A 15,493-nucleotide genomic window follows, 5' to 3' on the forward strand; every position below is an offset into this window, starting at 1 on the left:
CATTAACGAAAACCCCCAAGCTATCTATAATTATAGAAAGTGCTTGGGGATTGTGCAACCCTTTTATTGATTGTTTATTTTTTAATCATTTTTGTTTATTTTTTCGTCTTCTTCATTAACATTTTCAGTGCTCTCATCATAAAAAATCTGTTCTTTATTTTCAATTTTTTCAGAAATCTTACCACCAATCTTATTGAGAATTCCGGGGAGCTTTCCGCCATGTCTTACAATAAATACTATTATAAGGATAATTATCAGAAGTATTCCAGCTATAATACCAACAATTCCCAATATGACCAGGTATACTGCTTTGTCCGCGCCGTTGAACTTTATATCAAGTGTAAAGCTATTACCTTCAATCTCGTAAATATTGTAGTTCCCAAGTTTTCCCTTTTTCTCAAGAAGAATCTGCTCATCACCATTTACCAGATACACATCATATTCTTTGAAGCCCTTTGCAAGCTCTACAAGAGGTTTTATCCTTACATCATGGACACTTGCTCCATCATCAGGAATCTCAACAACAGCAGTCTCGTACTTTACCAGATCTTTTATATTAGCAACTTTTTCAAAATTTCTATCATCGTAGTGCAAGGTATGAGTTACTTTAAGCATGTCATTTTCCTTAAATTGTCCATCTACCAATATTTCTGCCTGATAAAAGCCATCTTCATTTTTTGATGTATCTTCGGAAATTGTAGTTCTGTACTTCATATATGAAGCAGTAATTATTTCATCAGTTTTTATGCTATCTATACTATCCTGATCCCACGAAACATAATACCCTTCCCTGGGTTCTATTTCAGGATAATTATCGAGAGTCATCTTCTCTCCATATCGCTTACTGACTTTTTTTATCAGCTTTTCTCCTCCGTCTATATTTTCATCCTCAAGAATAAATGAAACTGTGAGATTCTTAAAATCATATGGAAGATCAGATTCACTAAAGCTAACAGGTTCAGCTTTAAGAGACTGACTTGTTCTGTCAATCCCCGCAAGATCATCACTTATAAATGTATTGTTCCTTACTACGCCATCATCGCTTATATGGCCTGAAATCGCTCCATAAAAGCTTGCAGCATTCTCTATTTTTACCAAAGACAGACAGTCGCTTATATTCTGCCCATCTCCTGTGATTCCGCCAACATAAGACTCTCCTGAGAGTATTCCCATAGAGGAAGAATTCACCACATAAGATAAAGATCTACCGCAGACACCACCTGTATACTGGCCTGAATTAGACTTAAGATTACCAAGATTAGAACATTTCAAAATTGTTCCCATTTCCTGAAGTCCGCAGATTCCGCCGACATAGTTTTTTTCACCTGTCGCGCTACTGTAATTCTTATTATTCCGAAGTACACACTTTGTCAGATATGAGCTGTTAAGCTTGGAATCCTTAATACCCGTCGCGTCACTTTCTTTATCAAAGTCATATTCAATTGCCATAGTTCCGGCAATACCTGAAGTATCAATGTCGCCGGCAACATCTCCGTAATTAATACACCAATCTATAGTCGCATCAGTACAAACCTCTGCCTCGTCAAAAGAAACATCTTCATAATTTGATGTATAATCTGCCTCAAGAACTCCGTCAACTGCGTCTGAAAACAGCATCATTATTGTATTGAACTGGTCATTCATTTCCTGAAGGTCATCTACAATAACTCCCGTAGCATTATTCATCTCAGAATTAAGCAGTCCAAAGTTATCATTCATCCCCTGCATATTGTCAACAAAAGATGTAGTGCGGGCTCTATACTCACTACTAAACTGAGGAAGAACTATATCATCTCTTCCTGCTACATTCTTAACTATGGCTTTAGTATCATTCCCAGCCTCCTTAAGATGTTCTGTCGCCTTCTCAAAAGAATTCATGGCTTTAACCGCATCTTCTCTGGTGGCATCAGTCATTTTTGAAGTAGCCTCTGATGCAATAGCCACCACCGTAGCACTGGAGGTCGTCAGATCATCAATATAGGCATCCTCTCCGTTATCTCCGGTTACAGGGCTCTGATAATTTCCCCTTGCATACCTGTCAGCCTCACCGGTTGCATCTTCTTCTGCGTTCCTGTGAAGTGTCTGGTCTACAGAATATCTTGTATCAGTATCGTCGCTAACCGGGAATTTCGCATCATCTTTGCTGTGCTTCCAGATACCGTCCCTCACATCTTCTTCAAGTTCCGTTCCATCGCCTAAAACATAGATCAGATCCTCTGTTTCTTCTTCTACTGATCTGTGAATTTTTAGATATTCATTGTATTTTTCAAAAAACTTTGATTCAAACAGTGCATCGTACTGGCTCTCAAGCCCCTCAAGTACATCAAGTGCGTTGTTGTACTGCTCTTTCTGATCTTCATCCATGTATTGTTCGAGATCAAGGTCTTTTGCCGTGTCCTTAAGACTTCCGGCAGAATTATGAAGATCTTCTGCTGCATAAGACACCTGATCAAGTGCCCCATCCTGTTTGGACGACTCATCAAGTACATAATCAACTCTTGAAAAAGCTTCTGTAGCGGCCCCAGACACACCATTAGCATAATCTATAGTTCCCTGAGCAATATATTTAACATCTTTTATAGCCCCATCAGTAAACTGTTGAATTGCAGATAGCCTGCTTGATATAGTGTTTGACTGATTTCTTGTATCATTCAAAGTCACAGTAACAATGTCATGTAGTTTTCCAATAGCTTCTGAAAGCTGATATGCAATATCAGAGCTAAGATCCACCGTAACATAAGGTTCAGCCTGACCTACAATTCCTCCCACATCTTTTCTTCCAAGTACATTTCCATTGTTCGTGCAATAATACAGGTAACCTGACTGTCTGCCGGCAATACCGCCAATGTTATAGCCTACATGCTCGTAGCCTACATTTCCTATATTGATGCTTCTCCCAATTATTCCTATTGATAATCCTGCTATCCCACCTATATCCGATGCTGTAACATCTGCATTTGCCTCTTCAGCGGTATTGTTCAGATTTTTTACAAGTGATATCACCTTGTTGAGAGTGCTCATTGAATCTATTGTGATCTGAGTATCTTCATTGGTTGTATTTACCAGTGCCTCGTTGGTACAGCCGTAGATATTTCCCATGTTCTCGCCGGCAATACCTCCCACATAATGAACTCCATGAATAAAGCCTCTTGTTGTACAGCCTTTAATATCTCCTGATAGCTGATTTATGCCTGCTATGCCGCCAATATAGTCATTGGCTGTGATTACGCCCTCAAATTCACAATTTTGAATATGACCACTGTTATCAGATACAATGCCTCCAATTATGATGTTTTCACCACTTGGCAAAATGGAGGCTTTAACCTTAAGGTCACTTATGCTTCCTGTCTTTTGAAGAGTTACAAAAAGTCCCATATGCGAAATGTCTTTTCCAATTGTAAAATCGCTTATGGTATGACCATTTCCTACAAATTCTCCTGCAAAAGTGGGAACACCTTCAAAATTTGTTCCAAGCAGTGAAATATCTGCATTTAAGATAACTCTTTTATTTACAGACCAGGTATCAAGCTTACAGTTTTCAGAAAACTTAAGAAAATCTTCAACAGAGCTTATATTTATCTCTTCTATTTCCTCTGATATTTCAGCCTCGATATCTTCCTTGATATCTTCATCCACATCAACTTCGTTCTCAATAGCTCTTTCCTGGGTTCCGGTCTTAATTACTTCGCCCTCCGTGGCAAATGCTGAAAGCGGCATTACAAAAGCCAGATTTATTCCAAAAAGGAGTGCACATAATTTCTTTTTCATATTAGTTCTCCTCCCCTTCTGAATAATAGAATTCACTTTCTTTAGCGCCCGTATCATATGGTTCTTCATCCATCATGGTCACATCCCCGTTTTCTACAAAGGCACTAACATTGCCTTTTACTACTGCATGAATGACACCTGTGATATTACCATCTATATGACCACTTATTGCGCCGTCTATTCGCATAGTACCTGTTCTCTGCTTAGTCTGAAGTGGAACATTCATTACGAAAGCAGTAAGCTCAATAACCTTATCTCCTACAAGAAGTATTTGCGGAAGTACAAACATCGTTATAAGAATAGAAATAATTGTTCCTCGTCCAAGACATTTACCGATTCCATATATTGCACAATCTGATGTCATCTTACCAATAAGAGTTCCGGCAACAGCAAGCATTGTCCCTGATGTGATGATTGTAGGGAATGAGAGATTCATTGTATCGATAATGGCATCTCTTTTACCCATGGTTTGTCTTAATTCTGTGTATCTTCCTGCTATAACAATTGCATAGTCAATATTTGCGCCCATCTGAATTGAGCTGACGATCAGATATCCAAGGAAGAACAAATTGTCATGCTGTATTGCAGGAACTGAAAAGTTTATCCAGATACAACCCTGAATAACTGCAATAAGAAGTACTGGCATACCTGCTGATTTAAAGGTAAAAAGAAGTACTACCAAAACCGCCAGAATTGATATAACACTGGTGACCATGTTATCTCTTGCAAAGCACTTTTTTAGGTCATACTGGCTGACAGACTCGCCGACAACATAGATTTTGTCTTCATCGTAATATTTTTCAGCGTATGTATGCATCTTTTTAAGGAAGGCAAATGTCTCATCTGACTCCTGCGGAAGATTTAAATAAACAAGTATCCTTGAATAGTCTTCTCCCTGAAGCTGTTTTTTGGCAAACTCCATCATTCTATTGGCATTCTCAAGTTTATCCATAAGCTCATCGCTTAAAGTAACATAGCCTTCTTCTACTTCCCTGTAAACAAACATGAACATGTCGATAAGAGGAACCTTGTAATTGGCAAGACCATTTACAACCTTGGCATAGTCTTCATCATTAACCGCATAGGCTGTATATATGAGCTCTGCTATCTCATAGTCGATATTTAAAAGCTCTGAAAATTGTCTTGGGGTGAGCTTTTCGGTAAGTGTATAACCATTTAATGCCTCAGTATTGGCAAGACCTGTTATCGATGAAACATTGTCATCAGCCAACAGATCTTCTATAAGCCGCTTCTCTGTATCATAATCTCCTGACGGAAATACCAATGCCACCATGTTATCCGACCTGAAATTATCATCCTGCATGTTCTGAGCCGCCTGAACTTCGTTGATCAACGGCGGTGTGATCTTGGTATAGCCATATACATAAGGTGTTCCTGCAGAAATTCTGTTTGCAATTATGATCACAACAACAAAAGCAGGTGCAATGATATATCTTGTCGCATAAGCAAACTTACCCACAAAAGGAATCTGAGGAATAAAGTTCTTGTGTTTTGTCTTTTCCATGAGCCCCGAAAAAACCATAATAATTCCGGGCATCAGGAGGAATACTGACAAAAGACTAAGTAAAATAGCCTTTATCAAAACAATACCCATATCCCTGCCGATTCCAAATTGCATGAACAACATAGCAATAAGACCACCTATGGTAGTAAGTGAACTTCCGGAAATTTCAGGAATAGACTTTGAAAGTGCGATAATACATGCTTCTCTTGGATGAAGTTCTGCGTGTTCCTCTTTATACCTGTTAAGAAAAATAACCGCATAATCCACAGACAGAGCCAGCTGCAGAACTATAGTCACAGAGTTAGATACAAATGAAATTGTTCCAAGAAGAAAATTCGTGCCCATCTGTACCAAGGCAGCACTACCAAAGGTTAAAAGGAGTATAGGAACTTCTGCATAGGCCTGCGATGTGAGAAGTAAAACACCTACCACAACAAACACAACTATCACAGAAATAACATCCATTTCCTTCGCAATGAGTTCAGACTGTGTATCTCCCAAGGTTGTTGATAAATAATAATCATACTTGTTAAAGTACTTTTTTACCTCATCAAGAAGTACTAAGCATTTTTCATCTTTTTCATCATAGTCGAAGGTTATGTTAAAAAGAGCTGATCCGTTGTTATAATGTTTGTCGGTGTCGTCAAGTTCAGCTGAAAACACACCATCAATGTCTTCAATATCTTTTTGTATAAGAAGTGCCTGATCATAAGAAACATTGGCAACCATGACTTTGGTAGAGCCATAAGTCGTAAACTGCTCTTCCATCAGATCAAGCCCAAGTCGTGTTTCAGATGTTCTCGGCAAATATTCTGACAGTTGGTTTTCAACACCAACCCATCCTCTTGATATAGCTGCAAATATACACAGAATCGCGTAAATAAGAAAGAAAAGATTGCGCTTATCAACTATAAAAGCGCAGATTTTGAGCATAAAGCTATTACCGGTATTCTCCCCGCTATTCTCCATTTTATCCCCCTGTAAATAGATGTATTAATAAGGAATTCACCTATTAGATTTTTAATACAGCTCCATAATACCGAGCGTATCTACGCTATATATTGTACACCTTATTTATTTCATTAACAATTTTCTGGTTGTTTTTGCATATAAAAGCATCATATCTGAATTGATATGCTTAGGCGAATTTTCATAGAATTAGTATTATAAAAATATAATATTTTGGGGGTATTTCAATGAAAAAAAGTTTTGTAGCAAGAGTTCTTGCCTTTTCTATGGCAAATCTCATTACAGTGGCAGCTGTAACCGGTGTCACTTCCTTTATTTCTCACGCTGAAGAAAACCAGGAAGTTGTAACCAAGTCATTTACTTTGACAGAGCTTGTAAGCAACACTACTCTGTCGTCACAGAAAGCCAGCCTTGGCAGTATAAGTAATGTATCCTTTGATATTCAAAGTAATCAAAATACATACGTTACTGACCTGGCTCCTAGTTTTCCAGGATACCATCTTGAAAGGGCAGATTACAAAAAGGGTTATTCAAACTATACAGGCATCGACTATTTCTTCCTAAAACCTTATACAGTAAAGGCAACAGGCGAGACTGCATATTCTGTTTATATCCATTACACAGGGGCTGCCGGAACAAGTGATCTTTCAACAAGTGCTGCTCACACAAATGGAACTCATCTCTTCTGCCACTACGCTCTTAATAACTACAAGGCAAACTATCTTGCAGACGAAGATGTGACAAATGTTCCGGTTGATGAGAACATTTATACAATAGAAAACAGTTCCTGCATCACTGTTTCATCAGAAGTTCCTGTGAAGGAAGGCTATAACTTTGATGGTTGGGTACTGGAGGGAACAGAAAACCTGTATCAACCAGGTGATACTATTTCTCTTTCAGACCTTACAGCCGAAGAAGTAAACTTTTTGGCAAGCTTTTCTGAGATTGAAGCTCCTAAGGCAAATATTGAAGTAAGCTCTGAAGTTGTAACAAGCTGGAATGATCAGGTTCAGCTCAATGTAACAGTCACAAACCTCTCCGACGTTACTGCAAAGAACTGGAAAATAGCTTTTGATCTTGACGGAAATATAGATCAGATTTGGAACGCAGAAGTTGTTTCTTCTGAAAATGGCAGCTACGTGATTTCTCATCCATCATGGAAAACAGATCTTGCTGCAGGCGAGAGCTACACCTTTGGACTTATTGCAACAAAGAATTCAGAAGAAGACCTTTCTATAAATGAATCAACACTTGTATCAAAAGAAGAATCTGTTGACCTTGAAAATGTCAACGTATCTTTATCCAAACAGGCATGGAGCTATGGCTACAATGGAGAAATAAAGATTGAGAACAACTCTGATTCATCCCTTGATGGATGGACACTGGAATTTGACTTTGCAGATGAGATCACAAACATCTGGAATGCAAATATAGTAAGCCACGAAGATAACCACTATGTTATCGAAAACGCTGGTCATAACGGAAGCATTGGTTCCTCATCAAGCGTTTCCTTTGGATTTTCTGCAACTCCTGCGGATGGAGCTGAATTCTCAGAAGCAGATCTTGAAAATGTATCTGTAACTGTGATCAGATAAATATATAATTTCTTAAACCAAAGAATAACAATCTTTTAGGCAAGGGAGAGTATTATTGCGTGAGTCTATACTTATAGCAAAATACTCTCCCTTTGGTGCTGTAATGGCAGCCTCTATATTTTATTTCTTATAAGAGAGAGCAATGATATTAGGACACGTCCTGCACTGCTTCAGGGAGCTTGGCAAGAAGTGAATTGATAGGAATTGGTCTGTAATCAATCCCTAATACTTCCATAGTATTTTCATCTATAAACATATCGTATGTCATCCACTCTGTTGTAAATGTGACCTCGTATATACCATGCTGGTATGTTACGAAAACATTCAACATATTCCCCTCTGATATACCTATTTCTCTGGCCGCAGCGCAGATAACCATATTTCTTTTCTCTGACATGATAGCCTCCTGTTATCTTCCAAACAAGCTACTAATACTGTCAATTGTACTAAATGCAGTATTAATTACTTCATCAACTTCTCCTGCTTCATCAAACACTTCTTCTGCAACTTCGTTTACAGTTTCATTTACTACATCATTCACAACTTCGTTTACCACTTCGTCGACAACTTCATTAGCTACTTCATTAACAACTTCACTTACTACTTCCGGAGCAACGCTTTTCACATTTTCATTAACTATGGTATTTACAGTTCCAATTGTAGTATCAACAGGTTCAAGGGTCTTTGAAACATCTGCTTCCACATGAACAGTTTCTTTGGTGTCCTTCACTTCAACACTTGCTGTGCTACCGCTGACATTCACACTTACTGAGTCATTTGTCCCACTTACATGAACAGTTGTCTCATTCTCTTTTACATCTACCAGCGTCTGCTCGCCTTCATGCTCATTTATTTCCACAACAGTCTCATTTCCTGTCACATATGGAAGGTTAGTTATTTCTTTTTTTGTTGAATCCGTGTATGGAAGGTTTACAAGTCCATCACCCGTTGCTTTGACCTCAATTTCCCCATCTGTAAAAATAACGCTATGAACAGGTTCCTTTGCCTTAACTGATCCAGAACCATCATCATTTTTCCTGTCGGCATCGTTTGAATTATCTTTCAGAGTTTGTAAAGTATATGGTTTTATTATAACTTTATCAGCAGCCCTGGTAAAAGAGCAGGTTAAAAGAGTACTTGTGACTATGATAAGAACCATGATCAAGTAGAATGATGGTTTTTTATAGTTAAGGATCTGTCTGACTCTTGTAGCTACTCCTACTTCCCCAAATGCAGTAGGATACACTGTCACGAACCTTTTTCTGGTGCTGCATAAAAGAAGTGAATTGGCGTAAGATTTCTTTTGTCTCGAGGACATATTGCTAATGACCATCTCATCGCATGCAAGCTCAATATCTCTACAAAAAAGAATATATGACAGCCACACAAGCGGATTAAACCAGTGAATAGCCACGATCAGATAGCCTAATTGCTTCCTGATATGATCACATCTCTTAATATGCACAAGTTCGTGGGCAAGGACATTTTCAATCGTCTTATGATCAAGGTCTGAGGGCAGATACACTATTGGCCGAAGCATTCCGAAAATAAAAGGTGTATCGATCTCATCGCACACAAACACTCTTTCGCTGGAACTAAAACGAATAGATATCCTAGTCTTAAGATAAATCCTTATGTAGCTAAAAACTGCATAGCCAAGTACTGCAACTACTCCCAAAAGCCATATGATAAGGATGCCTACAAAAAACTTGTTATTGAAATAGCCTCTTATTGATGTATTTTGGGTATCTGTTACGGTCGATTCATCATCTCCTGCATTTGAAAAAGAAATATCATCAGCATAGACATCCGCCATTACTCCAACCGATTTAAGGGCAAGGGTGTCCAAGTTTTTTTCAGTAGATGCTCCTTTTGAAAAAGCCACGTTCACAATTTTCCCAAAATCAGGCATAAAGCCAATATCTGACTGAATCTGAAGTGGAACCAATAATCTTAATGCTACTACTGCCCACAAAACACCCATAAACCATTTCGGTGCCTTCTTAAGCGGTATTCTGATCAGTGACACTGCTATCATGAGAAGAATAGACGCCATACTCATCTCAATGACTTTTATAAAGATTAACCCCATACACTTTACCCTCTGCCTATATAAAAGCGTAGCTACTACTTGATCTTATCTATAATGTTCCTTATTTCAGCTATATCTTTTTTTGAAAGTTTCTGATGTGATGTAAAAGCTGCCAGAAATGCCGGAAGTGAACCTCCAAAAGCCTCTTCGACAAACTCTTCACTCTTTTGTGAATAAAAATCTTCCTTAGAAATTTTTGATGTGACCACTCCGTCAATGTTCTGAAACAAGCCCTTCTCACATAATTTCTTAAGCACTGTATAAGTTGTAGATTTCTTCCATTCAAACTTCTCTGCACAGAGCTTAACCAAATCGCCTGAACCAATCGGCTCATTCTCCCATATAAGCTCCGCAAATTTCATCTGTACTTCCCCAAATTCTACGGCCATATTTTTCCGCCTTTCATTGGTCTATTAGTTATAGACTTCATAATGCTAGTTTATAGTGAGTAGACCTTTTTGTCAAGATGATATTTCGTTAATATATAGACAATATCAAACAAGTTATTATTTACTTTCATTAATGACTGTACTAACGTAAAAAGAACGAGTCTTTCGACTCGTCCTTTTCTATGTGCATTGGGAATCAGCAATTCCCGGTATAGACAAAATCCAGGTTTTTCCTTGCTATATCTGCAAGATGATAGATTCTGTCAACATCTGTAGGTGGCCTGTCTGTCATTTTAAATCTTGGAAAAAATCTTGAAATGTGAAGCGGAACTTTTTTGCCAATAGCATTCCCACTCTTATCCTTAAGGGAGGCAATCCATTTGGAAATCTCAGTAATTTCCTCATCAGAATCATTCTCCCCTGGGATAATAAGAGTTGTGATCTCGACGTGGCAGTGTTTTACTGCTTCTGCAATAAAGTCCATGACCATCCGCCGATTTCCTAAAAGAACATCGCTGTAAAAAGAATCAGAAAAACCCTTTAAATCTATATTCATGGCATCAATATAGGGGATGATCTCTTCTAAAACATCCAAAGAGGCCATTCCGTTAGATACAAGAACATTTTTCATTCCCCTATCATGAACTAATCTGGCTGTATCTCTCACAAACTCGTAACCTATCAATGGTTCATTATAGGTAAACGCAACTCCGATATTGCCGCTTGTCTTATAGCGGTCCGCAAGTTCAGCAAGTCTCTCAGGAGATACATATTCCGCCTCTTTTTCAAACTCATAGGCCCCATCACTCCATGAGATCTCATAGTTTTGGCAAAAGGGGCACCTTAAATTACAGCCATAACTTCCAACAGACAGTATCATAGCCCCCGGCATAAATCTGTTTAAGGGCTTTTTCTCAATTGGGTCAAGGGCTATGCTTGTGATCCTGCCATAGTTTAAGGGCACGATCTTCCCATTCCTGCAACCGCGAACGCCGCAGAAACCGTTCTTTCCTTCGCTGATCATGCACTTTCTATAACATACATTACATGTGGGCATCCCATTTCCTCTAAACTGAAATCATTTTAATTCAAATGAATTTGTGGTTTTCCCTAGTAGTGCCTTACAACTTCAAACCTCTGAAGATGAATCTCATCATCCTCAGTTATACCGCCCTTTTGCATGGCAATAGCCACCTGCTGCTCTACTGTATCCACGCCGTCAAGGTCAGGTAAAAGAAGTCCTCTTTTTCTTCCACTTGAGACTATGACGCCATATCTTTTTACATCTAGCTCATCCATAGAAGAAATGTTCTCAGGTTCACCCAAAACATCAACATTTATCTCCAAGAACTCAAGTTCATTTGCAGTTATGGCATTAAACCTCGGGTCTTTAGTGGACGCGCTTATGGCATTTTGTATGATCTCCTCAGCAACATTTTCGCATGTAGGCCCAATTGTCCCAATGCATCCTCTAAGCCTTCCGTGCTCATGAATGGAAACAAAAGCTCCCGCTCTTATCTCAAGCATTTCTTCAGGAATATCACTTGGAACTGGTAGCACCTTTTTCTCAAGAACATAGCTGTACACTGACTTATAGGCCAGCTGTACATAGGCATCTGAATTCTGTCTTTTTTCTTTTATCTCTCTTTCTTTTTCACGGTAAAAGATATTCAGAAACCTCCTACTATCATCCTTATCTCCAGGCGTAAAGGTACATATTCCATAGCCAACTCCTGTGATATCCTGGTGAGAGAGCCTGTTTGCCCTGACCTTCACTCCATCAAGCGCACCTGCCATTATGACAAAAGACCTATGTCCGCACTCAGCTGCCTTGTCACAAAAATCCTCATCGAACTCCAAAAGTTCTCCAAACGCCCCTCTTTGGCACACATCCATGACTTTTTGGTCATATACAGGGCCCTCTGCCGCATATCCATAAGGTCCGTAATCCTGAAGCTTGTGAGACAGGTCACCACTGGCAACATAGACAACTCTTTTTCCTGTGGCATTTACAGAGTCCTTTATTATCTGGCCCATCCTGTAATGATCCGTCAAAGGAAGCCCTGAAAGTCCGACTCTTACTATTTTCCCGCCTTTATACCTTTTTCTGATAAAGAAAAGAGGAACCATTGTACCATGGTCAAGGTCCCTGTCCACCTCGCCCAATGTTCCCGCGGGAAAAGATATCTTTTTGGCTCTATTCTCTATTTCAGAAACAAGAACTGTATCATACTCCTCAATGAATTTTACCTTATCTGCACCAAATCTTGAAAAAGAACCTGTGGCAGCATATCCTGGAGAAATATGAAAATAATCAGAATACATTGTCGCATGAGGGCTTGAAATTATGATTGTCTCAGGTTCAAGTTCAGCAATTTCTTCTGCGACTCTTTCATATGCTATTTTTGTCTCTTCAATCTGTGCTTCACCGCCTCTTCCTACATCTGGGATGATAAGTGGTGGATGCGGGACCATATATGCAGCAATTATGGGCATAGCAACCTCCTTTATGAACGGCTTTTTAATAATATTATTATAGCAGAGATTTTTTATTCAACTAAAAAAGAATGTCGCTATGATATAAAAAAGAGCCGGTTTATAAACCAGCCCTCTTATTATCCCAGAACAATAATATTTTCTTTTTTTGAATCTGACATGAAAATCATTTTATCATAAGTCTTTCTATCATTATCAAGCCTTAACACAATTCCGTCAATAACAAAAACAGTTCCGGCGTAAGCCACCTCAGTTACTACCGCTTGGGCATTACTACCTTTTTTTATTTCTTCCTCATAGTAGAACTGTTTTTTTCTCAACTCCTTCAACTTGCTTTCCTTCACTCCAACTGCTGCATTTATCTTGACCTTCCATTGCATGATCTGCCTATCTACAGCACCTATTTCCTGAAGTCTGTCCCTTTCTTTTGCCAGAGATTTATAATCCGCCTCTTCCCTGCTTATAGACTTTTTTAACTCGCTATATTCGTTTAAAAGAGCTGAATCCACTCCAAGATTTATAATAGTTTTTGCACCGTTCTTATTTCCAACAGATGCAACCTCAATGCCATATGTACTGTGGCAATGTCCACCATATAATATTCCTGCCCGTCCATAGGTCCTGATATAGCCTTTAGCAGTAATCTTGCAGTTGATAAAAAAGTTTGCGGAAATATCTTTTCCTTCAATGGTTACACCCTCAAAAAACTTTGCAGTAACATTGCCTTTAGCTGTTATTCCGCCACGAATCGGACACGTTGCCCCGCCTTTTATTATAACATCACCGCCACTTTTGATTTCAGAGCTTTCCATGTGACCGCCGATGATAACATTGCTTGTAGCAGTGATCTCGCTACCGGAATGGACATCTCCCTTAACATAAACCACTCCATCAAAATTGATTCTTTTATCAGTTATCTTAACTTCAGGCAAAACAAGAATTTTTTCTATTTTAATGTTGCCATCTTTTATAGTCAGGGCACCTGTCCATTTTGCAACGTACGTCACCCTATCGTTCAAGATCATAAAGCCTTCGCCTTTAAGAATTGGAATTTCTTTTCCATTTTTTGCAGTTTTAACTTCCCCGAAGACGTTATATCCATCTTGACCTTTTGTAGCCTTATGATACAGCGCAATCTTATCTCCCACATGCACTTGTACCAATGAATCTATATTTGTGAGATCTGCAGTACCATCTTCCAAAATCACAGGCTCTTTTTCATTCTCTGTATCAAAGAAATACTCATAATACCCATCCTGTCCATCTACTGCCTCTTTCCCGGCAGCTACAAGATATTTTTCCGAATGGTTTAAATTAGCGAGCATTTTTTTGATTTCTTGCTTATCTACGCCTTTTCTTACATTACATTTGAATAGAAAAGCAAGCAGAACATCCTCTGTGTACTCAAGCCCATCACTTCTTAAAGGAAGTTTAAGCCAACACAAAAGTTTATCGGAAGTAAAAGAAATATACAAATCTCTGTTGGCAATCATAGAGTCCAAAAGGACCTTACTATCCTTGGTACCGCCCGTCCTGTCAAAAACAGTTTTTGCTGTACTATCATCCTCAACAAATGCCTTATATGTACCGGAAAGCATCGCTTCCCTTATCCTTCGCATATCTTTGGCAGTATACATCATAGTCGAGAACTTGCTTATATCAAGGCCTTCTTCGATTCCAAGCCTTATCTCGCGCATCTGATCAGCATGATATAAAGGCTTTGCATATGGAACTATATCAATCTGGTGCTCAAGTCCAAGACGCATTTCATACATCTGCATCCATCCGTAAGAAACATCTGCATACTGCGCCACATCCACACCGTTTTCAAGTCCTATTCTTATTTCTTTTATGGCATCTCCACGCATGTCATCCGTAATATAGTTATCAATTGGAAGCCCCTCTTTTAATCCTATTCTTATTTCCTCAAGCTGTTCCGCATCAAAGTGATTTTTAACATATCTGGAAATATCTATTTTTTCAATATATGCCCTATGCATCTGATCAAGAATAGCTGCATTATATTTTCCTATTTGAACGGCATCAAAGAAAAGCCCATCCTCAGCACTTTCTCTGATGGCGCGCATCTTCATATATGGAATGTCAACAGATGTATAGCCTGAAATATCTATTCCGGCTTCAAGCCCTTTTCTTATCTCGCGCATCTGCATACTGTCGAAAGCCGGATCCTGGAAAAAAATAACCGGTACAGGTGGCTTCTTTAAAAGGCCATGCCTTATTTCACGCATCTGGTCAGCAAGATATTCTTTTTTTGCGTATTGGGAAACATCAATACCTGCGGCAAGACCTTGCCTAATCTGAGAAATCTGTAAACAATCAAATCCTTCATTCCGATATTTGGTCATATCTATGCCCTGAGTCATTTCAAGCCTCAGCTCTTCCATCTCTGTCCAGGCATATTTAGGATTAAAATATTTTTTATAGTCTATCTTGTCAACAATACCTTTTCTAATCTCTGCCAATTGAAGCGCATTAAATTTAAGAGCTTTCAGTTTTTCAACATCAACTCCCAATTTTCCACACAACTCAAGCTCTTTTTCAAGGGCATTCTCATTAAAAGAGTCCAGACCTGCGTATTCACTTAACTCATCAAGCAACTCCATACCTGTTTCAGCCATATCCATCCCTCATAGGTAAA

9 protein-coding genes are annotated in these 15,493 nt (G+C 38.8%); 1 reads left to right on the forward strand and 8 read right to left on the reverse strand.

Features of this window, described 5'->3' with window-relative positions:
• Positions 1 to 81: 81 nt before the first annotated feature.
• Together BM146_RS09240 and BM146_RS09245 are read right to left on the reverse strand one after the other, a co-directional pair.
• A complete protein-coding gene (locus BM146_RS09240) occupies positions 82 to 3,768 on the reverse strand; it encodes a hypothetical protein (protein ID WP_074887710.1) in 3,687 nt (1,228 codons plus the stop codon).
• Position 3,769: 1 nt separating this feature from the next.
• Positions 3,770 to 6,262, reverse strand: coding sequence for an efflux RND transporter permease subunit (locus tag BM146_RS09245; protein WP_074887712.1), 2,493 nt, complete (start codon positions 6,260 to 6,262; stop codon positions 3,770 to 3,772).
• Positions 6,263 to 6,489: 227 nt separating this feature from the next.
• Between BM146_RS09245 and BM146_RS09250 the strand changes: the two genes are divergently transcribed.
• Complete coding sequence (locus tag BM146_RS09250) at positions 6,490 to 7,857, forward strand: cellulose binding domain-containing protein (protein WP_074887715.1); 1,368 nt, start codon at positions 6,490 to 6,492, stop codon at positions 7,855 to 7,857.
• A 148-nt stretch (positions 7,858 to 8,005) separates the two neighbouring features.
• Here the strand turns inward: BM146_RS09250 and BM146_RS09255 are convergent, their stop codons facing one another.
• The 6 genes from BM146_RS09255 to BM146_RS09280 all read right to left on the reverse strand — a co-directional run bounded on the left by BM146_RS09255 (position 8,006) and on the right by BM146_RS09280 (position 15,473).
• A complete protein-coding gene (locus BM146_RS09255) occupies positions 8,006 to 8,254 on the reverse strand; it encodes a hypothetical protein (RefSeq protein ID WP_074887719.1) in 249 nt (82 codons plus the stop codon).
• Positions 8,255 to 8,266: 12 nt separating this feature from the next.
• Complete coding sequence (locus BM146_RS09260; protein WP_074887724.1) at positions 8,267 to 9,949, reverse strand: M56 family metallopeptidase; 1,683 nt, start codon at positions 9,947 to 9,949, stop codon at positions 8,267 to 8,269.
• Between the two features lie 35 nt (positions 9,950 to 9,984).
• Positions 9,985 to 10,338: a BlaI/MecI/CopY family transcriptional regulator gene (locus BM146_RS09265; RefSeq protein WP_074887727.1), complete on the reverse strand. Its 354-nt coding sequence runs from the start codon at positions 10,336 to 10,338 to the stop codon at positions 9,985 to 9,987.
• A 196-nt stretch (positions 10,339 to 10,534) separates the two neighbouring features.
• Positions 10,535 to 11,395, reverse strand: a complete 861-nt coding sequence (gene amrS, locus BM146_RS09270) for an AmmeMemoRadiSam system radical SAM enzyme (protein ID WP_074887731.1) — start codon at positions 11,393 to 11,395, stop codon at positions 10,535 to 10,537.
• 53 nt (positions 11,396 to 11,448) lie between these two features.
• Complete coding sequence (amrA, locus tag BM146_RS09275) at positions 11,449 to 12,834, reverse strand: AmmeMemoRadiSam system protein A (RefSeq protein WP_074887734.1); 1,386 nt, start codon at positions 12,832 to 12,834, stop codon at positions 11,449 to 11,451.
• Positions 12,835 to 12,953: 119 nt separating this feature from the next.
• Positions 12,954 to 15,473: a DUF342 domain-containing protein gene (locus BM146_RS09280; RefSeq protein ID WP_074887737.1), complete on the reverse strand. Its 2,520-nt coding sequence runs from the start codon at positions 15,471 to 15,473 to the stop codon at positions 12,954 to 12,956.
• Positions 15,474 to 15,493: the final 20 nt, after the last annotated feature.

This window comes from Butyrivibrio proteoclasticus (assembly GCF_900115735.1).
GTDB lineage: Bacteria > Bacillota > Clostridia > Lachnospirales > Lachnospiraceae > Butyrivibrio > Butyrivibrio proteoclasticus_B.